This is a genomic window from Mycobacterium sp. RTGN5 (genome assembly GCF_033804465.1).
Taxonomy (GTDB): domain Bacteria; phylum Actinomycetota; class Actinomycetes; order Mycobacteriales; family Mycobacteriaceae; genus Mycobacterium.
The window spans coordinates 219,014-239,801 of record NZ_JAPZLA010000002.1; the positions used below are offsets into that span (position 1 = coordinate 219,014).

The 20,788-nt window shown below is 67.2% G+C and carries 23 protein-coding genes; 12 read left to right on the plus strand and 11 right to left on the minus strand.

Translation table 11 applies throughout. From position 1 onward, the window contains the following. Positions 1–8: 8 nt before the first annotated feature. From SLQ31_RS13615 to SLQ31_RS13635, 5 genes are all read left to right on the plus strand, one after another. Positions 9–680 (plus strand): cell division protein SepF, encoded by a 672-nt coding sequence (locus tag SLQ31_RS13615; RefSeq protein ID WP_319433401.1) that lies wholly within the window; start codon positions 9–11, stop codon positions 678–680. A gap of 113 nt (positions 681–793) precedes the next feature. Next, a complete protein-coding gene (locus tag SLQ31_RS13620; RefSeq protein WP_319433403.1) occupies positions 794–1,084 on the plus strand; it encodes a YggT family protein in 291 nt (96 codons plus the stop codon). 236 nt (positions 1,085–1,320) lie between these two features. Further along, a complete protein-coding gene (locus SLQ31_RS13625; RefSeq protein WP_319433405.1) occupies positions 1,321–2,145 on the plus strand; it encodes a DivIVA domain-containing protein in 825 nt (274 codons plus the stop codon). Positions 2,146–2,170: 25 nt separating this feature from the next. After that, positions 2,171–2,611, plus strand: a complete 441-nt coding sequence (locus SLQ31_RS13630; RefSeq protein ID WP_319433407.1) for a hypothetical protein — start codon at positions 2,171–2,173, stop codon at positions 2,609–2,611. A 60-nt stretch (positions 2,612–2,671) separates the two neighbouring features. Continuing rightward, positions 2,672–4,027 carry a TIGR01777 family oxidoreductase gene (locus SLQ31_RS13635; RefSeq protein WP_319433408.1) on the plus strand — a complete coding sequence of 452 codons (1,356 nt, stop codon included), beginning with the start codon at positions 2,672–2,674 and terminating at the stop codon, positions 4,025–4,027. Here SLQ31_RS13635 and SLQ31_RS13640 read toward each other — a convergent pair whose 3' ends face one another. Further along, positions 4,028–5,380 carry a pyruvate kinase gene (locus SLQ31_RS13640; RefSeq protein WP_319433410.1) on the minus strand — a complete coding sequence of 451 codons (1,353 nt, stop codon included), beginning with the start codon at positions 5,378–5,380 and terminating at the stop codon, positions 4,028–4,030. It lies immediately after the preceding gene. Between the two features lie 94 nt (positions 5,381–5,474). Here SLQ31_RS13640 and SLQ31_RS13645 point away from each other — a divergent pair, with 94 nt between their 5' ends. Then, positions 5,475–6,317 (plus strand): hypothetical protein, encoded by an 843-nt coding sequence (locus tag SLQ31_RS13645; protein ID WP_319433412.1) that lies wholly within the window; start codon positions 5,475–5,477, stop codon positions 6,315–6,317. Here SLQ31_RS13645 and SLQ31_RS13650 read toward each other — a convergent pair. Genes SLQ31_RS13650 through SLQ31_RS13665 form a run of 4 tightly spaced genes read right to left on the minus strand, consistent with a single transcriptional unit; the run spans position 6,314 to position 10,300 of the window. After that, complete coding sequence (locus SLQ31_RS13650) at positions 6,314–7,027, minus strand: type 1 glutamine amidotransferase (RefSeq protein ID WP_319433414.1); 714 nt, start codon at positions 7,025–7,027, stop codon at positions 6,314–6,316. The genes SLQ31_RS13645 and SLQ31_RS13650 overlap by 4 nt on opposite strands. Positions 7,028–7,053: 26 nt before the next feature. After that, positions 7,054–7,803: an SDR family oxidoreductase gene (locus SLQ31_RS13655; protein WP_319433416.1), complete on the minus strand. Its 750-nt coding sequence runs from the start codon at positions 7,801–7,803 to the stop codon at positions 7,054–7,056. Continuing rightward, positions 7,800–9,002, minus strand: a complete 1,203-nt coding sequence (locus tag SLQ31_RS13660) for an alkyl sulfatase dimerization domain-containing protein (RefSeq protein WP_319434634.1) — start codon at positions 9,000–9,002, stop codon at positions 7,800–7,802. The genes SLQ31_RS13655 and SLQ31_RS13660 overlap by 4 nt, the downstream gene beginning before the upstream one ends. Positions 9,003–9,049: 47 nt before the next feature. Further along, the gene (locus SLQ31_RS13665; RefSeq protein ID WP_319434636.1) at positions 9,050–10,300 is read right to left on the minus strand and encodes a sulfotransferase; all 1,251 of its coding nucleotides are present in this window, start codon (positions 10,298–10,300) and stop codon (positions 9,050–9,052) included. A gap of 66 nt (positions 10,301–10,366) precedes the next feature. Here SLQ31_RS13665 and SLQ31_RS13670 point away from each other — a divergent pair, with 66 nt between their 5' ends. Beyond that, complete coding sequence (locus SLQ31_RS13670) at positions 10,367–11,266, plus strand: helix-turn-helix domain-containing protein (RefSeq protein ID WP_319433418.1); 900 nt, start codon at positions 10,367–10,369, stop codon at positions 11,264–11,266. Positions 11,267–11,269: 3 nt separating this feature from the next. Here SLQ31_RS13670 and SLQ31_RS13675 read toward each other — a convergent pair whose 3' ends face one another. From SLQ31_RS13675 to SLQ31_RS13690, 4 genes are read right to left on the minus strand one after another with little or no spacing between them, the layout of a single operon-like run. Continuing rightward, on the minus strand, positions 11,270–11,674 hold the full coding sequence (locus SLQ31_RS13675; RefSeq protein ID WP_319433420.1) for a RidA family protein: 405 nt from the start codon (positions 11,672–11,674) through the stop codon (positions 11,270–11,272). After that, the gene (locus SLQ31_RS13680; RefSeq protein ID WP_319433422.1) at positions 11,671–12,705 is read right to left on the minus strand and encodes an acetamidase/formamidase family protein; all 1,035 of its coding nucleotides are present in this window, start codon (positions 12,703–12,705) and stop codon (positions 11,671–11,673) included. The genes SLQ31_RS13675 and SLQ31_RS13680 overlap by 4 nt, the downstream gene beginning before the upstream one ends. A gap of 55 nt (positions 12,706–12,760) precedes the next feature. After that, a complete protein-coding gene (locus tag SLQ31_RS13685) occupies positions 12,761–13,426 on the minus strand; it encodes a response regulator (RefSeq protein ID WP_319433424.1) in 666 nt (221 codons plus the stop codon). Beyond that, positions 13,419–15,008, minus strand: coding sequence for an ATP-binding protein (locus SLQ31_RS13690; protein ID WP_413642060.1), 1,590 nt, complete (start codon positions 15,006–15,008; stop codon positions 13,419–13,421). Before SLQ31_RS13690 ends, SLQ31_RS13685 begins: the two co-directional genes overlap by 8 nt. Positions 15,009–15,135: 127 nt before the next feature. Between SLQ31_RS13690 and SLQ31_RS13695 the strand changes: the two genes are divergently transcribed. From SLQ31_RS13695 to SLQ31_RS13715, 5 genes are read left to right on the plus strand one after another with little or no spacing between them, the layout of a single operon-like run. Beyond that, positions 15,136–16,125 carry a Bug family tripartite tricarboxylate transporter substrate binding protein gene (locus tag SLQ31_RS13695; RefSeq protein WP_319433428.1) on the plus strand — a complete coding sequence of 330 codons (990 nt, stop codon included), beginning with the start codon at positions 15,136–15,138 and terminating at the stop codon, positions 16,123–16,125. Then, the gene (locus tag SLQ31_RS13700) at positions 16,122–16,649 is read left to right on the plus strand and encodes a tripartite tricarboxylate transporter TctB family protein (protein ID WP_319433430.1); all 528 of its coding nucleotides are present in this window, start codon (positions 16,122–16,124) and stop codon (positions 16,647–16,649) included. Before SLQ31_RS13695 ends, SLQ31_RS13700 begins: the two co-directional genes overlap by 4 nt. After that, on the plus strand, positions 16,649–18,190 hold the full coding sequence (locus tag SLQ31_RS13705; RefSeq protein ID WP_319433432.1) for a tripartite tricarboxylate transporter permease: 1,542 nt from the start codon (positions 16,649–16,651) through the stop codon (positions 18,188–18,190). Before SLQ31_RS13700 ends, SLQ31_RS13705 begins: the two co-directional genes overlap by 1 nt. Further along, on the plus strand, positions 18,187–18,573 hold the full coding sequence (locus tag SLQ31_RS13710; RefSeq protein WP_319433434.1) for a universal stress protein: 387 nt from the start codon (positions 18,187–18,189) through the stop codon (positions 18,571–18,573). The genes SLQ31_RS13705 and SLQ31_RS13710 overlap by 4 nt, the downstream gene beginning before the upstream one ends. Positions 18,574–18,591: 18 nt before the next feature. After that, a complete protein-coding gene (locus tag SLQ31_RS13715) occupies positions 18,592–19,575 on the plus strand; it encodes a TerC family protein (protein ID WP_319433436.1) in 984 nt (327 codons plus the stop codon). Between the two features lie 12 nt (positions 19,576–19,587). Here the strand turns inward: SLQ31_RS13715 and SLQ31_RS13720 are convergent, their stop codons facing one another. After that, positions 19,588–20,016 (minus strand): DoxX family protein, encoded by a 429-nt coding sequence (locus SLQ31_RS13720; RefSeq protein WP_319433438.1) that lies wholly within the window; start codon positions 20,014–20,016, stop codon positions 19,588–19,590. 42 nt (positions 20,017–20,058) lie between these two features. Continuing rightward, entirely contained in the window at positions 20,059–20,589 is a 531-nt protein-coding gene (locus SLQ31_RS13725; RefSeq protein WP_319433440.1) for a YkgB family protein, read from the minus strand. Positions 20,590–20,788 lie beyond the last annotated feature (199 nt).

Here is a 20,788-nt window from a genome sequence, read left to right on the forward strand (position 1 = left end):
GGTCCAGGATGAGCACTCTCCACAAGGTCAAGGCCTACTTCGGCATGGCGCCTTCGGACGATTACGACGACGAGTACTACGACGACGACGACCGCGGCGCCGCCCGCGGTTACGCCCGCCGTGAGCGCGTCGCCGACGACGAGTACGAGCGCCCGGGTCGCTACGACGACCGTGAGCCGCGCTTGGCTCGCGAGTACGACGACCCGCGCGACGCCGACTACGCGCCGACCGGTGGCTTCCGCGCCCAGTACGGCGACGAGCCGCGGTTCCGCCCGCGCGAGTTCGAGCACACGCACGACATGCCGCGTGCTTCTCGCTTCGGCGCCCTGCGCGGCTCGACTCGCGGCGCGCTGGCGATGGACCCGCGCCGGATGGCCGAGGTCTTCGAGGCCGGCAGCCCGCTGTCGAAGATCACCACGCTGCGTCCCAAGGATTACAGCGAGGCCCGCACCATCGGCGAGCGTTTCCGCGATGGCCAGCCGGTGATCATGGACCTGGTCTCGATGGACAACGCCGATGCCAAGCGGCTCGTCGACTTCGCCGCCGGCCTGGCCTTCGCCCTGCGCGGGTCCTTCGACAAGGTGGCCACCAAGGTGTTCCTGCTGTCGCCGGCCGACGTCGATGTCAGTGCCGAGGAGCGCCGCCGGATCGCTGAAGCGGGTTTCTACAGCTACCAGTAGCCGGGCTGGCGGCTGCCGGTCGGGACTAATAGGTAGGCTGACGACGTCGCGCTGGGTCCAATCCAGCGATGTCGCCAATGTCACATCCGCTGTTGATTAAGGGCCGGCTCTAGTTGTCGCTGTTCTTCGAAATTCTCGGCTTCGTGCTGTTCGTCTTCTGGCTGCTGCTTATCGCGCGGGTCGTCGTCGAGTTCATCCGCTCGTTCAGCCGAGACTGGCACCCCCGTGGATTCACCGTCGTGGTCCTCGAATTGATCATGACGGTCACCGACCCACCGGTGAAGCTGTTACGTCGACTTATCCCACCGTTGACGATCGGCTCTGTCCGGTTCGACCTGTCGATCATGGTCTTGCTGCTGGTGGCGTTCATCGGAATGCAGCTGGCCTTCGGCGCGGCCGCCTGACACACCGGCAGGCGATCGCAAGAGTCGGCACGGTAACCGATTGAGCCGTGAATCGCGATTAGCCACGCCGCGTACGTGGTATCGAAAGATTGAAATTAGCTCTTAATTATCGGCCTCCGAGGCAACCGACGGTTCTGGTGTGACAGGATGGGCGCCAGTTACAGTACGGAACGAACGTTTGACGCGTTCTACGCTTTGCAGACCGGTTTGACCGCCCAGACCCGAGGGGGCAGATGATGCCGCTTACACCGGCCGACGTGCACAATGTGGCATTCAGCAAGCCGCCCATCGGCAAGCGAGGCTACAACGAGGATGAGGTTGACGCCTTCCTCGATCTGGTGGAGAACGAGCTGACTCGTCTCATCGAAGAGAACTCCGATCTGCGCCAGCGGGTCGCCGAGCTCGATCAGGAGCTGGGCAGCGCACGCGCCGGAGGCGCCGTACCGCAACCCACCCAGGCGATTCCGCTCTACCAGCCGGAGTCGCAGCCGGAACCGGAGCCCACGCCGGCCCCCGCTCCGCAGGCTGCCCCGCAGCCGGCGCCGAGCCCGGCCGCCAGCGAGGAGCAGGCCATCAAGGCCGCTCGGGTGCTGGCCCTGGCCCAGGACACCGCCGACCGGTTGACCGGCACCGCCAAGGCGGAGGCCGACAAACTGCTGGCAGACGCCCGCGCGAACGCCGATCAGATCGTCTCGGAGGCTCGCCACACGGCCGAGACCACGGTTGCCGATGCCAAGCAGCGTTCCGACGCGATGCTCAGCGATGCGCAGACCCGCTCGGAAACCCAGCTGCGGCAGGCGCAGGAGAAGGCCGACGCCCTGCAGGCCGACGCCGAGCGCAAGCACACCGAGATCATGGGCACCATCAACCAGCAGCGCACTGTCCTCGAGGGACGGCTGGAGCAGTTGCGGACGTTCGAGCGCGAATACCGCACCCGGCTCAAGACCTACCTGGAGTCCCAGCTCGAGGAGCTCGGGCAGCGCGGGTCGGCCGCACCGGTCGACTCGGGTGCCAACAGCGACGGCGGCGGGTTCAACCAGTTCAACCGGGGCAACAACTAATCGCTTGTCGACCGGAGGTTGATCGATGCTGATCGTTGCCCTGGTGCTGGCGGTGATCGGCCTCGCAGCCCTGGTCACCGCGGTTGTCACCAGCAATGAGCTGGTCGCGTGGGTGTGTATCGCGGCCAGCGTGATCGGCGTGATCCTGCTGATCGTCGACGCGATCCGGGAGCGGCAAACCCGCCGTGACGCTGAGGCGGGTGCGGAGACGCCGGCGGTGGACCCCGAGACCACCGAATCATCGGCTACTGCCGAGACCACCGCCTATTCGGAAACCGATGAGACGGTCGACTCCACGTACTCGACGTTCGACGCCGACTATCCCGACGACCCGGTCGCCGAAGTACCGGTCGAGGCGGTCGACGAGGATCCGGCCGACGCCGTCGACGACGCAGCCGTTGAGCCCGAGGCGGAGCCCACCGAAGAGCCGAAGGAAGAGCCTTCCGGCGAGTCCGGCTCACGCTGATCTTTTCGTCGCCCCTGCGGGACGCTGCTTCAATTCTTTACCCACGGGTAAAGGGCACCCATGGGCATCCAATACGCCAGCGTCGTCGACCATCCCATCGACGAGGTATTCGCCTGGCACTCCCGTCCCGGCGCCATGCGGCGGCTGATTCCGCCGTGGCAACCGATGCGCGTCGTCGCCGAGACCGAATCGCTGGCCGACGGGCGCGCGGTCCTCGGCCTGCCAGGCGGGTTGCGCTGGGTCGCCCGGCACGATCCGGCCGGCTTCGACCCGCCGCACCAGTTCGTCGATGTGCTGTCCTCAAACGGCGTGATGACCCTGCCGCCACGAATTATCGGCTGGTGGCGCCACACCCACCGGTTCAGTGACGCCGGTGCCGGCACCACGGCGGTGCACGACGAGGTCGACACCACGGTGCCGGGCGCGGCACTGCGCGCGACCTTCGCCTATCGGCATCGCCAGTTGGCCGACGATCTCGCCGCCCACCGGGACGCCGCGCAGGCGGGTGCGAGTGGGTTGGCCGTGGCGATCACCGGCTCGTCCGGTCTGGTCGGGACCGCGCTGACCGCCCTGCTGAGCACCGGCGGCCATCGGGTGATCAAGCTGGTGCGTCACGATCCCGTCCGGCCTGATGAACGGCGTTGGGAGCCAAACGATCCCGCGGCCGACCTCTTCGACGGCATCGATGTCGTCATCCATTTGGCGGGCGCCACCATCGCCGGACGGTTCACCGACGCCCACCGCAGGGCGATCCGCGACTCGCGCATCGAACCGACCCGGCGGCTGGCCGAATTGGCCGGCACGTCGGGCGGCGTGCGCGCGTTCGTCAGTGCCTCGGCGATCGGCATCTACGGCTACGACCGCGGTGACGCTGTGTTGTGCGAGGACAGTGCCCGCGGTGACGGCTTCCTGGCCGACCTGGTCGCGGACTGGGAGGCGGCCAGCGAACCCGCGGCCCGCGCCGGGGTGCGCACCGTCTGCGTGCGCACCGGGATCGTGCAAGCCGCCCGCGGCGGCACCCTGCGGCTGATGCGGCCGTTGTTCGCCGCGGGCCTTGGCGGTCGGCTGGGCAGCGGCCAGCAGTGGCTGTCCTGGATCGGTCTCGATGACCTGCTCGATGTCTACTACCGCGCCGCCTACGACGACAGGCTGACCGGGGCCGTCAACGCCGTCGCGCCAAATCCGGTGCGCAACAGCGGATATACCAAGGCGCTGGCCGCGACGATGCATCGGCCCGCGGTGCTACCGGTGCCGTCGATCGGTCCGCGAATACTGCTGGGCGCCCAGGGTGCACGCGAACTGGCCGAGGCCGATCAACGCGTCCTGCCCACCACACTGCAGCGCCTGGGCCACCGATTCCGGCAACCGATGGTCGAGGACGCACTGGCGCACCAGCTTGGCCACGACCCGAACTGACTAGTCCCGCGCCCAGGTCACCGGCAGGTGCGCGGCCTCGCACAGCCGCGCCGTCTCCTCGGCGGCCAGATCACCGCGGGCGATCATCACCCCGACGCGGCGGCGGCGCATCGCGGTGAGCAACAACTCCGGTAGATCGTCGACCGCATGGCGGGATTCCATGGTGAGCAGCACACCGAGGTCGTGGCCGCCAAGACGGTCCAGCGCGTCGAATACCCGGATGACGTCGGCGGGGTCCCGGACGCACGACAGCGCGACGATGTCGGCGAGCTCGATCGCCACGGCGAGGTCGGCCAGGTCCTCGTCGGTCACCCCCGAAATTGGCAGGTCGGTGTCCGGCGCGGCGATTTCCTTGGCGGCGAACAGCTTTGCGGTGCCGTGCGAGGGGTGGTTGATACGGACGTCGATCCTGGCCGCCTTGACGGCGACCACCTCGCCGCCGAGCACGCCGTCGTCGAACACGATCCGGTGGCCCACTTCGGCGTTGTCGAACAGCTCGGGCAGCGTGCACCCGATCCGGGGCGATCGGTCGTCGTCGACCGGCGCCGGTGTGCAGTCGCGGGTCAGCTGCACGATGTCGCCGGCGGCCAGCAGGATGCTCTGCTCGACGGCGGGTAGCTCGCCGAGCTTGGTGGAGTCCTTTTTCCCGGCCTTCAGCCGGGTCCCAGTGCCCAGGTAGGTGGTTTTCTCGGTGCTGACGACGAATCCGCCGGGGGCGGCCGCGGCGAGCAGCAGCCGCCGCTTGGATCCGCGGGTGTCGCGCAGCGTGAGTTCGTCACCCTCGGTGCGGTGGGCCAGCCACTTGGCGTCGACTGGCAGCGTGGTCAGGCCGGGCTCGGGTGGGCGCGACGGCCGTTTCGTCGAGGTCAGCCAGCCCCGGCCGGCGGCCACCACCTGGCCGTGTGCGTTGCGGGTCGGCTGCAGTCGAACCACGCGCGGACCCGGCGCCAAGGGGCCGGTACGCAAGGTGCGGCCGCCGATCCGGGCGATCCGAGCCCCGGGATCGTCTACCGGCCAGGTTTCCTGGGCGACATCCGCACACCCGGGGTCGGCGACGGTCCAGCCGTGGCCGCGCATCGCCGCGATCGCGGCCGACACCCGCCGCATTGTCGCCTGGATGTGGGCACCGCTGCCCAACGAGGACAGCCCGAATCCCGTCAGCCGATCCTGCACATCCCGAAGGTCGACCTGCCGGAGCGCCCAATAATGGACTAAATTGATTGCACTGCACCGGTTTTCAGCAGCCACCTGGGCCGTCCACGGATGCCATCGGGATTCGGCGTCGGCCAGCCGGGCCATCAGCGCGTCGACTTCACCCTGAAGTCGATCCAAGTGCTGCGCGGCGTCGGGCATGGCGGGCACGCTAGTCACCTGACGTTGCGAGTGGGTGAACGGTTAGGGCCACACGACATGCCCATGCCTGGTGGCGCTGTGCTATCTTCGCCGGATGCATAAGCTGTGCTGTTCAGCGGCAATTGTCATGTTGCTGGTGGCGGGTTGTTCGGGGGCGAAGCACACGGCTGACGCGCCGAAGGCGTCCACCAGCGTGGCGTCGTCGGCGCAGCCCGCGCCCGCCCCCGCGTCGGCATCGGCGCCCGCTCCGGCCCCGGGCAAGCCGGTGTCCAACTGGGGATGCCGTGGGGTGGATCCCGTAGCGCCCGACGTGCTTCCCGCTGCCCCGGTGCGCCCGAAGGCCAAGAACGGATCTGGCTCGACGGGTGAGGTCTTCGGCGACCCGGAGGCCGCCAGCCGCTACTGGGCACAGCAGAGTCAGAGCGATTGCGGTTTGATGGCGACCCGGCTGGCCATTGCCGAGCTCACCGGCGAGGCGCCGACCGAGGCGCAGATGATCGATCTGGCGAAGAAGACCCCGAGCGAGTGCAGCCCGGGTGAGCCGGTCTACGACGACAGCTTCGATCCGTCGGACGGTGGCACCGGGCACGGCACGTGTACGACGGATCTTGCGCTGCTGCTCAAGCATTACGGCGTCGCATCGCAGTACACCAGTGACAGCGATGCCGGCGTTCCCACCGGTCTGAAGGCCCTCGAGGGGTACCTCGGCGACGGCAAGCAGGCCATCGTGTGCGTGAGCTCCGCGGTGATCTGGGATACCGACGGCGACCGCAGCCGGTGCGGGCATCTGGTGACGGTGGCCGCCATCGACACCGGCGAGGACGTCGTCTATCTCGGCGACAGCGGTGGCGACGACACCCAAGGCGAGACCGTCAGCATCAGCACATTCGAAACCGCCTGGGCGACAGGCGGTCACGAGATCCTGCTGGCCGGCTAGCCGGCGACCTTATCGAGGAAGCCCCGCACCAGCAGCCGCAGCCGGCGCGCGGCGTCGTCGACATGGGTGGTGGTGTCCACGCGCAGGTCATCGGCGCGTAGCCCGAGCCGGACGAGATCGCCGCCGTCGCGGTTGCGGTCGTCGTCGATCCACAGCTCCAGCAGCTTGTGGTCGAGTTCGGGGTGGAACTGCAGACCCATCGCCCGCCCCTGGATGAAAGCCTGTGTGGCGCGGTCATTTCGGGCGATCACGGTGGCACCCGGCGGGGGAGTGAAGCGGTCGAAGTGCCACTGGAACCACGGCCCGTCGTCAGGCACCAGATCGGGGTCGCTGCTGTGGACCTGGTGCCAGCCGATCTCCGGGTCGGTGGAGCGAGCCACCGAACCACCAAGCGCGGTGGCCACCAGCTGGCCGCCGAAGCACACGCCGAGCACGCCGACGCCGGCGTCGACCGCGCGACGCACGGTATCGATCTCTCCTGCCACCCACGGCAGCGTTTCGTCGTAGACCGCCCACCGCGAACCCAGCGGCACGATCACGTCGTACCGGGTCGGGTCGGGGAAGGTGACATCGAGCGCCGGGTCGCTGGCTCGCGCCGCCGGAACCACCTCGAATGTGTCCACGTCGAAACCGAGTTCGGTGAACGTCTCGCCGAGCAAGGCCTCGGGCGCGATCGGATCGTTGTAGATGAAAAGGACCTGACGGGGCACCCGATTACGGTACGGCAGGAGTGCCGCTATACGCAGTCCGAGGCGCCGTCGACGACCAGTACCGCGCCGTTGATGTAGCTGCTCTGCGCCGTGCACAGGAACGCGATGGCGGCGGCGACCTCGCCGGGGGTGCCCATCCGCCCCGCGGGGATGTGGGCGATTTCGCTCGCCATGATCTCCGGTACGGCATGCATCGGCGCGGTCATCGCGGTCTCGATGGTGCCCGGCGCGATGGCGTTGATCCGGATTCCGTGCTTGGCCCACTTGACGGCAAGGTTGCGGGTGACGTTGATGACGCCGGACTTGGCGGCCCCGTAACCGGGGACCATGGTGACCGCACGCAGCGCGGACATCGACGCCAGGTTCACCACGCTGGCACCGCCGGCGGCGGTGGACGCCTTCAGCGCGCGGCGCAGCGCCACGGTGAGCCGGTAGGGCCCGGTGAGGTTGAGCGCGACGGAGGCGGCGAACCCGTCGGGCGTTGACTCGTCGAGGCCACCGGGGAAGTTGGCGCCGGCGTTGTTCACCAGGACGTCGAGCGCGGAGATGCTCTGCGCCAGGCTGTCAATGGATGCATTGTCGGTGAGCACAAGTTGCCGATACGTCATCCCGGACAGGTCGGTGTCGTAGTCGGCGGCAGTGGGTTTGGTGCCGGTGACGATGACGTCGGCGCCCGCATCGCGAAACAGCACGGCGAGGGCATGCCCGATGCCGCTGGTCGCCCCGGTGACCAGAGCCTGGGTGCCGGTGAAGTCGAAGCTGAGCTGGGCGGTCATGTGTACCTTTCGATCTGCTTGGTCAGCCAGGCGGTTTCCCAGAAGTTGACGCTGCCCGCGACGAGGTCCTCGTGGGCGGCTTTGAGCACTGCTCGCGCCCCGGCGTTCTCGGGCTCGGCCTGGGCGACGAGCTCGGCGAGGTGGATGGCCTCCAGCGGGCGACCTTGCGCCGCATGGGTTCGGGCGCGTTCGGTCAGGGCGTCGGCGCCGGCCAGCTCCACCAGGTCACTGCTGACGGCTTCTGGTCCTACCGTGTACAACTCGGTGGTCGAACGATGGTGAAACCAGCCGGAGTAATTCTCCCAGATCGCGCGGACATCCCAGGCGAGCTTGCCGTAGCCCTGGCCGACCTCGAGATGCTCGGGCAGCGTGATTTCCCGCATCAGGGTCCGAACGTCCTTGCCGGCGTTCATCCCTGCGATGGTCTCGTCGTGCAGGTACTGCACGGCGTCGCGCAGTCTGGTCAGCTCGGCGTCGATCAGCTCCGCCCCGACAATGGGGTCGAAATGCCCGGTCAATAGCACCTCGGGCCGCAGGGCGCGGACGCGTTCGATGGTGTCGATGACCGTCAGTGCATCCCGATAGCGGTCGCCGCGAATCGTGACGAGGTTCGGGATGTGCCCGAAGACGGGCCCGAAGGTGTTGCTGCACAGGCAGACCCGCTCATCGGGTAGCCAGACCACCATCGAGTCGGTGGTTTCCCCGCCGGGGGTCGCGATCAGCTCGAATCGCCGGTCGCCGACTGTCAGCGACAGCCGGTCGTCGACCACGATGTCGGCGGTCGCGGTGCTCTGTGCGGGCAGCTTCTTGCCGAAGCGCTGCTGGATCGCGGCGATGCCGCCGGCGAGCCTGCCGGAGAAGGCGAAGGCGCTGCGATTGGCGCGGTAGGGCAGCAGCCGCTCGTTGTCGTCGCGCCAGTGTTCCCAATTGGCTTGTGCGACAACCTTGGTATCCGGGTCACGCAGGGTGTCCAGGCCGCCGACGTGGTCGTAGTGGCCCTGGGTGATCAGGATGTAGCGCACCGGCGAGGAGTCGACGGCGTCGAACACGGTCCGGTGCACCTGGCTTTCGAAACCCATGCCGGTGTTGACCACGACGCGGCCGTCCGAGGTGGTCAACAGGTAGGAGTTGGTCAGTCCCGGTGAGCACCAGATCCCGGGTGCGACTTCCTCGGCCCGTTCGGCCGAGGCGGGCTGCATCGCGTCGGCGCCGGGGCGGCTGCGATAGATGGGTTCCACAGTGACCTCTAAATCTCGGGGCGGACGTCGAAACGGTCGAAGTAGAAGGCGAACCGGGAGCGCAACTCCTGCGGCTCGACGCCGAAGTGACGTCTCAGGTCGTAGGGGATACGGCCCTTGGCGCCGCGACGGTTGTCATCGATGTAGGCCTGGAATCGCTTGGCCACCTTGGGCGGAATGTCGATGCCTGCACACTGGTAAAAGTTGGCAAGGACCGGCATCTCGTTGCCGTTGAGGTGATGGAATCCGATGTCGACGCTGCGCTCAGCGGGCACCAGCTCGCGGTCGCGTACACAGGCGCTCAACAGGCGGTGGATCCGGTCACTCCAGTACTCGACCAGCCAGTCCGGGTCGATGCTGGTGCGGCGCAACCGGTCCGAGTACGCCATCATCGTGATGGCGGATTGGATCACCGCGACGGGGTCGCGGTGGGTGAAGGCGACGGTGGCGTCGGGGAACGTGGACATCAGCGGTCCGAGCTGTTCGGCGTGCTGCGGTGATTTGAGCACCCAGGTTCGCGGACCGCGCAGAAACGTCAGCGCCTGTAGAACTTTCTTGAGGTAGGCGTAGTGCCGGGTGTGGTCCAGACCGAGATAGAAGTCGCGCCAGCCAGGAACGCGCGCGTGCCACTCGAGTACGTAACCGGCCATGTCGAGGTCGAGCAGCTCGACCTCCTCCTCGATGGCCTCGGGGAAGCGGTCGTGCATCGCCGCCACGTACGGGGTAGTGGCCATCAGCGCTTCGTGCTCGGCCTTGACCCGGGCGTAGCGGGGGTCGATGCCGAACACGTCGGGTCCCTGCCCGAGCGCTGGAATCGGGTCTTCGCTCTCCCAGTAGGGCAGTGCGCGCCGGCGGGGATCCTCGGCGATCAGGTTCACCAGGTGCGTCGTCCCCGAGCGGGGCATGCCGACCACGATCAGCGGTCGCTCGATCGGGATCGCTTCGATCTCGGGATAGCGCTTGAGTAGATCGGTCAGCGACAGCCGGTTGCGCAGCTTGCGAACCACCCTGGCGCGCAGGCTACTTCGGATGAGTTGGCGCAGTCCGGTGTCGGACTCGATGGCGGCGATGTGCGCGGTCAGCCGGTCGGCGAACCCGTCGTCGTCGGCCAGGTCGTCGGCCCCGGCCGCCTCCACCGCTTCGGCGAGCATGGCGTCGACGTCGAAGGCCACCTCGCGCGACTCGGTGTAGTCGAGGATCTGGCGCTGGGTATCGGTCAGCACCGGGGCAGTCAGGTCATCGAGGTTCAGGGTCTCCATTGATGACTGAGTCGCCACGTCCACGCACCTTGTTTATGTCGAATATTCGACGTACCGTTCGGCAATATGACGCTCAACGTAGACCCTGCCAAGACGGCGGGTCAAGCGTCTTCACCGCCCACCGGGCGGGTGATCGCCGTGATGGAAATGCTCGGCGCCGACCCCGGCCGGCAGTTCTCGCTGGCCGAGATCTCCCGCAGCCTCGACATCAGCCGGGCCACCGGCCACGCCATCCTGGCGACGCTGGTCGCCCACGAGTGGGTGACTCGCGACCCCCGGTCTGCGCGGTATGCCTGGGGGCCGGCCATCGCCAGCCTGGCCAAACCCGCGGATCTGTTCCGCGGGGAACTCGAGGACCTGGCGGCCGCCACCGGCATGCAGGTGTATCTGGCCCGTCGCGAGGCCAACAGCCTGGTCATCATCGACCTCGCAGGCGAGAGCCTGGCGGCGCCCCGGATCGGGCGGGGGACCAGGACGCCGTTCGTCGCACCCTTCGGCCGGGACTACGTGGCCTGGTCGAATCCGGACGCTCAGCAAGCGTGGCTCGAGGCGATCGGCCAGCCCAGCGATGCGCTACGAACGCGAATCTCCGCCGTGCTCAACGAAACTCGTCACCGTGGGTTCGTCGTGGAGCGGCTCACCCGGGAGTATCTGCGGGTCTACTCGGCATTGGAGGCGCTGAGCCGCGACGGCGAGGTGGACGCGATCACCGCGCAGCTAGCCCGGGCGTTCGCCGACCTCAGCGTGATCGACGTTCTGCCAGGCGAATTGGGCAAGGGCGCCACCCACAGCATCGCCACGGTCTCGGCGCCGATCACCAATGCCGACGGCGCGGTGATCATGTCGGTCACCGCCGCGCCGTTCGCCACGCTGGACTCGCGGGCGATCACCCACCTCGGCGAGCGGGTTCGCCTGGCCGCCACCGCGATCGGCGAGCGGCTGAACCGCTACGGCGATCAGGCCTGACGGTTACGCCCAGCCGTCGGCGCGCCAGCACACCCAGTCGATCTCGACGAGTGCGCCCACGGCCAGCCCGGTGGTGCCGACGCAGGTCCGGCTCGGGAGCCGGTCGGGAAACCACGGCGCGTACGCCGCATTGAACGCGGCGTAGTCGGTCCAGTCCATTAAAAATGCCCGGACCGACACCACGTCGGCCAGCCCGCCGCCACACAACTCGGTGACCCGCAGCAGATTGGCCAGCACCTGATCGGTCTGGGTGGCCACCTCGTCACCGACCAGCGACCCGGTCGTATCGGTCGGCATCTGCCCGGTGACATAGAGAGTCTGGCCGGCCGCCGTCGCGTGCGAGAACGGCGCCACGGCTGGCGGGACGCCGTCGGCCGGCGTGAATGTGTAGGCCTTGATACCGCTCATGCCGCTGGATTGTGCCAGCGCGGGAAGCAGCGTTTGTCGATTCGGCCGTGTACGCCCTGACGCTGGTCGACCACCTGGGTGACGGTGAAGTCCACGGCCACCGACATGAACGAGTACGCGTCGGCGCGGGACAAGCCGAAGTGGCGCTCCAGCAGCTGCAGGGTGCGCAGCGTCGCGCACTTCATCGCCGCGTCCAGGCTGTCCCCGAATCCGTGCACCAGCAGCTCGGTCGCGGTCTCCAACACGGGCACCGTGAACGGCATATCGCGGCGAATTGTCAAGCGCAGCAAGCCGTTCAGCGACGATTCCAGCGCGGTCCCGCTGACCTCACCGTCGCCCTGCGAGACGTGCGGATCACCGATCGACAGCAGTGCGCCGGCCACCTGCACCGGGTAGTACATCCGGCCACCGGCACCGATACGCCAGTTGTCGACGTTGCCGCCGTGATCGCCCGGCGGCACCGAGGACACCCGCACCGGATCGGCAGGCGCCACGCCCATGGTGCCGAAATGCGGCCGCAGCGGCACCACAACACCGGGCAGCGCAGGTTCGCGGCGGGCGGGATCGGGCGTGACGATCGTGCCGGGCTCGTTGGCCAGCGGGGTCGCCGTCCAGTCGTAGCCGAACAGCGCGCGCCCCAGCAGCGCCTCGACGTCGAGCTCGTAGACGGTGACCCGCTCGACGGGAATCTCGTTGTACAGGTAGCCCCAATGGCCGGCGAGGTTGGAGCCATACGGCAGGCGCGGGGTGGCCTCCAGGATGTCGACCTGCAGCACGTCACCCGGTCGCGCGCCGGTCACCGCGATCGGCCCGGTGAGGATGTGCGGTCCTGGTCCGCGCTCGTCCACCTCGGCGAACACCCGCGAGATCTGCGCGTCCATCAGCAGGTCGGGGGCGTCACCGGCGTGATGGGTCAGCGTCTCGATCGCCACCAGGTCACCGGAATCGACAGTGAGCGCGGGTGCCTGTCGCGGGTCGAAGTAACCCCAATGCACCGTCTGGGCCGTGGCCGGAAGGTGGTGCACTGTCATAAGCGTCAGATCATGCCAGCGCATCCGGCGCGGCGCGCGGCGAGAATTACCCGGTTCACAAGGCGTGGTAGCGACGCTCGGGCCGCCCCGCCCCGTACTGCAGTCGCAATCCGAGAGCGCCGGTGCTCAAGAAATGCTCGAGATAACGGCGCGCGCTGACCCGGGAGATGCCCACCAGGTCAGCGCATTCGGCTGCCGACACCTCGCCCGCCCCGCGCACCGCGGCGAGCACAAGCTGGCCCGTCTCGGCGCCGAGCCCCTTGGGTAGCGGCGGTGGTTCACCGGGGGCCGATGAGCGCCGGAAGAGCGTATCGACGAAGCTCTGGTCGATGCCGTGGTCGGCGCCAAGCGCATCGGCGCGAGCGGCGAAGGACGCCAATTTCGTGCGCAGCTGTTCGAACTCGAACGGCTTGATCAGATAGTCGGCGGCGCCGCCGTCAAGGGCCCCGCCGACGGTGTCCAATTCCCGTGCCGCGGTGATCATGATGACGCCAACGGGGTCGCCCTCGGCGCGCAACGTCTGCAGCACCTGCAGGCCCGTCATATCGGGAAGGTAGACGTCGAGCAGGATGAGGTCGGGGCGTAGCGTGTGCGCGGCGTCGAGTGCGGCCCCACCGGTATGGGCCACGTCTGCGGTGTGGAATCCGTCGACGCGGTCGACGAAGCGGCGGTGGATGTCGGCGACCATGAAATCGTCGTCGACCACGAGAACCTCACGCATCGGTCACCGACTCGACTCGGGGCAACCGCGCGATGAACACGGCGCCGCCAACGTCGGCGTCGCGGACTTCGGCGGTGCCGCCGTGCTGGGCAGTGATCAGTCTGACCAACGCGAGGCCGATCCCGCGGCCACCGGGGACCTCGGGTTTGGATGTCACACCGCGGGAGAAGATCTGGCTGCGTTGGTCTTGCGGCACACCGGGTCCCGAGTCGGCGACCGTGATGACGAGCCCGTCGGCGTCGTCGACGCGTACCGTCACGCGAGCTGCGGCCGTCCCTTCCGAAGCGTCGACGGCGTTGTCGATCAGATTGCCAAGCACGGTGATGACGTCGGTCGCGAGCGCGGGATTCAGTGCTGCCAGGTGCGATTCGTCGGCCAACTGCAGCGACACGCCGCTCTCGGCGGCCAGTGTCGTCTTGGCGATCAGAAGTGCGGCCACCGCCGGATCTGAAATGCGCTGTGTCACAGCATCACTGATCTCCGCCCGGCGACGGGTCAGCGCACCGACCAAATCGCGCACCGAGTCGTACTCGCCAAGCTGCACCAGCCCGGAGATGGTGTGCAGCTGGTTGGCGAACTCGTGGGTCTGGGCCCGCAGTGTGTCGGTCACGCTCTTGTGCGAGGACAACTGGCCCTGCATGGACGCCAGTTCGGTGCTGTCCCGCATCGTGGTCACCGTCCCGATCCGCTGACCCTGGCTGGTCGCCGCCCGCCGGTTGAGCGCCAGCACCCGGTGCGGGGTGGCGATGACGACGTCGTGCCCATCCTCACCGGAGAGCAGGAAGTCGGCCACCGCCGGGTCGATGCCGGCGTCGCGCACCCTGCGGTGGACGGCGTCGGCGCCTATCCCGAGCAGCTCCTGGGCACTGTCATTGACCACGGTGATCACCCCGTCGGTGTTCACCCCGATCACGCCCTCACGGATGCTGTGCAGCAAGGCTTCCCGATGCTCGGCCAACCCGGCGATCTCGGCGACCTCGAGTCCGCGGGTGTGTCGTTTGATCCGCCGCGACAGCAGCCAGGAAGCGACCAGCCCCAGTGCCGCACCGAGGCCGAGGTAGGCGAGCAACCGCTCACTGGCTCCGCTGAGCTGTTGCCACACCGAGGGATAGGGCTCGCTGACCGATACCACCGACAGCACCCGGCCGTCGGTGGCCAGGATCGGCACCTGACCGACCAGCGCGTGGCGGCCGTCGACGTCGAGGTCGCCGGACCAGGCCCGGCCCTCGACGACCCGGCTGGGACCGAAATCGACCTTCCGCCCGACCCGCGCGGGATCCGACGACACCCGCACCACGCCGGCCGGATCGATCAGCTCGGCCATGCCCGCCCCGGACAGCGCGACCGCACGGTCGACGTCGGGTGCGAGTAGTTGTGCGGCGAACGGGTCGGTGTAGCGATCCCTGACGAGCGGCGTCGAGGCGACGTTCTCGGCGACGGCGATCATGCGCTGCCCGCGCACGTCGCTGAACTCCTTGGTCGACTGGGCGATCGACACCGCCGCCACCGCGATCAGCACGACCGCCACCACGAGCAGTTGGAACACGAGGAACTGGCCCGCGAGGCTTCGGCCGCTACGCACCAGCGATGACCACAACGACCACAACTTCCTCTGCGTCCGAAAGAGTGACTCCCGTCACTTCCTCGACCAGTATTGCTGAACATCACAGGTGGACGACCTTTTCCCACAATGAGACGGAGTCGAGGCGATGGTGCGACGAAGCGCGAAGCGGTTGGCGGTGATCGCCACCGTGCTGGCCATGGCGCTGGTGCTCGCCGGCTGCGGCGTCACCCGAGGCGGTGATCCGTCCGGTCTGCACCGGCTGCGGATGATGGTGCCGAACAGTCCCGGAGGCGGCTACGACCTGACCGCAAGGACGGCGGTGAAGATCATGGAGGACCAGGACATCACCGGCCGCGTCGAGGTGTTCAACGTGCTCGGCGCCGGCGGCACCGTAGCGATGGCCCGGCTCATGAACGAGCGGGGTAACGACGACCTGATGATGACGATGGGTCTGGGCGTCGTCGGCGCCACCTACACCAACGGGTCCAAGATCAAGGCCTCCGATGCGACGGCCATCGCCAAGTTGATCGAGGACCCCGGGGCGATCTTCGTCCCCGCCGATTCGCCGTTCAAAACGGTGGGTGACTTCGTCACGGCGTGGAAAGCCGATCCGAGCAAGGTCACAATTGGCGGGGGCTCCTCACCGGGCGGCCCCGATCACCTGTTCCCGATGGAAGTCGCGAAGAAGGTCGGCGTCGACCCGAAACAGGTCAACTTCATCACCTACGACGGCGGCGGCGACCTGTTGACCGCACTGCTCGGCAAGAAGATCACCGTGGGAACCTCCAGCCCGGGCGAGCTCATCGACCAGATCGAGGCGGGCCAACTGCGGGTGCTCGCGGTGTCCAGCGAGAAGCGAGTGGACGGCATTGATGCGCCGACCCTCAAGGAAGCCGGCATCGACCTCACGTTCGCCAACTGGCGTGGTGTCCTTGCGCCACCCGGTATTTCGGACAATGCCAAGCGCGACATGGTCAAAGCGCTCGAAGACATGCACGGCACGCAGCAGTGGAAAGACGCGTTGGTCAAGAACGGTTGGACAGACGCCTTCGTCACCGGTGCGGACTTCGAACAATTCCTCAAGGACCAGGACAACCGGGTCTCGTCGACTCTGACCGAATTGGGGCTGCTGTGAGCATTGATGACAGACAGACGGAGGAACCGGCGGCGGCGCGCACGGTCGACTACGCGCAGTACATCGTGGTCGCCGTCCTGGTGATCGTCGGCGGATTCCTGGTCTACAGCGGACTGACTCTGGACGAGGGCTTCGCCAAGGTGGATCCCGTTGGGCCCAAGTTCTTTCCGTTGATCATCGGAGGCGCCGCGCTGGCGCTCGCGGTGATCCTGGCGGTCGCGATCCCGCGCGGCAGTATGGGCGAGGCCGACGCCGGTGAGGACATCGATCCCGAGGCGCCGGGGGACTGGCGCACCGTCGGCCTGCTGATCGGGCTGTTCGTCGCAATGATCCTGCTGGTCAATCCGGTGGGCTGGGTGATCATGAGCGCGCTGTTCTTCGCCGGTGCGGCAACGGTTCTGGGCAGCAGGCACTACGTGCGCAACGTCGTCATCGGCGTTGTCCTAGCACTGGCCAGCTTCTACGCGTTCTACTCCGGGCTCGGAATCCCGCTGCCCGCCGGCATCCTGGACGGAATCCTCTGATGGACAACTTCAACTGGCTGATGCAGGGTTTCGCCGAGGCAGCGACCCCGATGAACCTGCTCTACGCCGTGATCGGGGTGCTGCTGGGCACCGCGGTAGGTGTGCTGCCCGGTATCGGACCGGCCATGACGGTGGCGCTGCTGCTTCCCATCACCTACAACGTCAGTCCCAGTGCGGCATTCATCATGTTCGCCGGCATCTTCTACGGCGGCATGTACGGCGGATCCACCACGTCGATCCTGCTGAACACACCGGGGGAGTCGTCGTCGGTGATCACCGCCATCGAGGGCAACAAGATGGCGAAAGCGGGCAGAGCCGCGCAGGCTTTGGCGACCGCGGCCATCGGCTCGTTCGTCGCGGGCACCATCGGCACCGTGCTGCTGGCCGCGTTCGCGCCCGCGATCTCGCGGTTCGCGGTCACCCTTGGCGCGCCGTCGTATCTGGCGATCATGCTCTTCGCGCTGGTGGCGGTCACCGCGGTGCTGGGCTCGTCGAAGTTGCGCGGCGCCATCTCGCTGGTGCTCGGCCTGGCGATCGGCATCGTCGGCATCGACTTCCTGACCGGCCAGCCGCGGGCGACGTTCGGTATCCCACAGCTCTCTGACGGCATCGACATCGTGGTGATCGCGGTCGCGATTTTCGCTGTGGGAGAGGCGCTCTGGGTGGCCGCACACCTGCGCCGGCGCCCGACCGAGGTGATCCCGGTCGGCCGGCCGTGGATGGGTCGCGATGACTGGCGGCGGTCCTGGAAACCGTGGTTGCGTGGCACCGCGTTCGGCTTCCCCTTCGGTGCGCTACCCGCCGGCGGCGCCGAGCTGCCCACGTTTCTGAGCTACATCACCGAGAAGAAGCTGTCCAAGCACCCCGAGGAGTTCGGGCGGGGCGCCATCGAAGGCGTGGCCGGACCCGAGGCGGCCAACAACGCCTCCGCCGCCGGCACCCTGGTGCCGATGCTATCGCTGGGCCTGCCGACCAACGCCACCGCCGCGGTCATGCTCACCGCCTTCGTCTCCTATGGAATCCAGCCCGGCCCAACACTGTTCAGCAAGGAGCCGCTGCTGATCTGGACGCTGATCGCCAGCCTGTTCATCGGCAACTTCCTGCTGTTGGTGCTCAACCTGCCGCTGGCGCCGCTGTGGGCCAAGCTGCTGCGCACGCCGCGGCCGTATCTGTACGCGGGCATCCTGTTCTTCGCCACGCTCGGGGCGTTCGCGGTGAACGTCCAGCCGCTGGATCTCGCACTGCTGCTGCTGTTCGGACTGCTCGGCCTGATGATGCGCCGGTTCGGCCTTCCGGTACTGCCGCTGATCATCGGCGTCATCCTGGGCCCGCGCATCGAACGCCAATTGCGTCAGAGCCTGCAGCTGGGTGGGGGCGAATGGTCAAGCCTGTTCACCGAGCCGGTCGCGATCGTGACCTACGTGTGCATGGCGGTGCTGCTGATCATCCCGCTGGTGCTGCGGCTCATGCACCGCGACGAGGAGACCTTGCTGATCGTCGAGGACGACAAGGATCAGAGAGAGAAGGCACAGACGTCATGATCGTCGTGGGATATACCAACGACCAGTTCGGCATGGCGGCGGTGGACGCCGGTATCGCCGAGGCAGCCCTGCGCGATACCGATCTGCTGGTGGTCAACTCGACACCAGGGGACTCCTACGTCGACGCCGCCTTCGCCCAGCCCCGGCAGGTGCGCCAGATCGAGGAACGCCTGCAGGACTGCGGGGTGCGCTACGAGCTGTCACAGCCGGTCGGGGTGTACGCCGCTGACGCGCTGCTGCAGGCGATGGAGCGCCCCGATGCCGAGCTCCTGGTGATCGGACTCAGACACCGCAATCCCGTCGGCAAACTGCTGCTCGGAAGCGTCGCGCAACAGCTACTGATGGAATGCCCGAAACCTGTGCTCGCGGTCAAGCCTGGCTAATGCCGAATAATGGCGGTCATGAGCGTCTCGTTGCTGGTGTGGGTGGTCACGTGCGCAGTGATTCTCGGGTTGTTCGTCTTCGACTTCTACGCGCATGTCCGCGTCCCGCACGAGCCGACGTTCCGCGAATCGGCCCTCTGGTCCTCGGTGTACATCGGCCTGGCGGTGGTGTTCGGGCTCGTCGTGTGGTGGCTATGGGGTGGCCAATTCGCCGGTGAGTACTTCGCCGGTTACGTCACCGAGAAGGCGCTCAGCGTCGACAACCTGTTCGTCTTCACCGTGATCATGGGGACGTTCGCGGTGCCGCGGGAGTTCCAGCAGAAGCTGCTGCTGCTCGGCATCGTGGCGGCCCTGGTGATGCGGGCCGGGTTCATCGCGGTCGGCGCCGCGGCGATCAGCACGTTCAGCTGGGTGTTCTACCTGTTCGGAATCTTCTTGGTGCTCACCGCAGTCAAGCTCGCGAAGGAGGCCGGTCACGAGAAGGAGGTCGAGGAGAAACGCGACAGCCGGATCATCGCGCTGGTGCGCCGGCTCGTGCCGACGACCGACGACTACGACGGCGACAAGTTCCTCACCACGCTCGACGGCAAGCGGGCCGTCACGCCGATGTTGTTGGCGCTCATCGCCATCGGATTCACCGACGTGCTGTTCGCGCTGGACTCGATCCCGGCGATCTACGGCCTGACCGAAGAGCCCTACATCGTGTTCACCGCCAACGCGTTCGCGTTGATGGGGCTGCGCCAGTTGTACTTCCTGATCGGTGGTCTGCTGGACCGGCTGGTGTACCTGTCCTACGGACTGTCCCTGATCCTGGCGTTCATCGGCGTCAAGCTCGTGCTGCACGCACTGCACGAGAACACCTTGCCGTTCATCAACGGCGGCGAGCACGTTGCGGTGCCGGTGATCTCGACGGGGATGTCGATCGGCGTGATCGGCGTGGTGCTGCTGGTCACCACCGTGGCCAGCCTGGCCAAGACGCGGGGCCGGGCGAGCGCGCCATAACGGCCCTGATCGTCAACGGGTCAGGCCTGCCACCTTGAGCAGTTCCGGGCGACGAAGCACCATCGCGATCCACAGCACGACGCCGAACAGCACGGCGAACATGGTGTGGGTGAGCAATGGCGCCTCGATGCGCATGTTCGCCGTGACCGCCCCACCCAGGTAGGCCGTGATGCCCAGGGCGCCCAACACCGCGGTGCGTGGGATTGCGTACACGATCAGGCATGCGCTCAACACAATTCCCATCACGAGGGCTTGACCGGCGGGGAAGCCCAGCGCCGTGGTGCCCTCCTTGACCTGCGGCAAGCCGGCCAATTTGCCGATGGCATCAAACGCCAGGAAGCCACCGACCAGCACGCTGATCGCGATGCCGAATTTGTTCGCCAGACTGCGTCCGGCTGGCGCACCGGTGACGGGGACGGTGGTGGCGGAACTGACGTTCATGACGAACTCCTGTCTGATGGTGAACTGATACCTTTCAGACCTTCAGCGTGGTGAGAACTCATCGCGGCCGAATGTTCGAGCCACCGGCCAGCCCGATCGAATTGCGTCGGTCAGCGTCCAGAACGAAGCACCCAGCAGCACAATATCCTTCAGAAGAAACTCGGCGAGCAGTGTGATTGCCGGGAAGTCGCCACCCGCGGGCTCGCTGATGCCCGGGGTGGTGAACAGGAAACTGATCGTCGAGACGAACAACACAATCGATAGCAGGCTGCCGAGAATTGAAGTACGCGGCGCGATCGGTTTTATCCCCAGCAGTACCGCCGCACTGACCTCCATGATCCCGAGCAGTACCGAAAAGGTGTACTCGGGAAAGATGCCATAGAGCCAGCCCATGAACGGGCTGTGTGCGACCAGTGGCGCGATCTGGTGAGCCTCGTAGTGGGCGAACTTCAGCGCACCGATCCAGCCGATGACGATGACGAGTCCGTACCGCAGTAGCCCAGCGGCGACGGCGTCTGCCGCGGGGAGCGTGCGCACCGCGGTACGAGCCAGATCTGCTTTGGGAGTGGTCATTTCAGCGTCCTTAAGGTTGATGAGTTCGGTCATGATGAGTTGTGTGTCGGGGCGCGAACGGTTCGATGGGACGACCGGCCCACAATCGCCTGCTAGCGGCCAGCGACCAGATGGCATCGGTCTTGGCCAGGTTCTGAATTCCGGGCAGTGCAACATCTTTCAGCGCACTGACGTGGTGAGGTCTGCCATGCCTTGAATG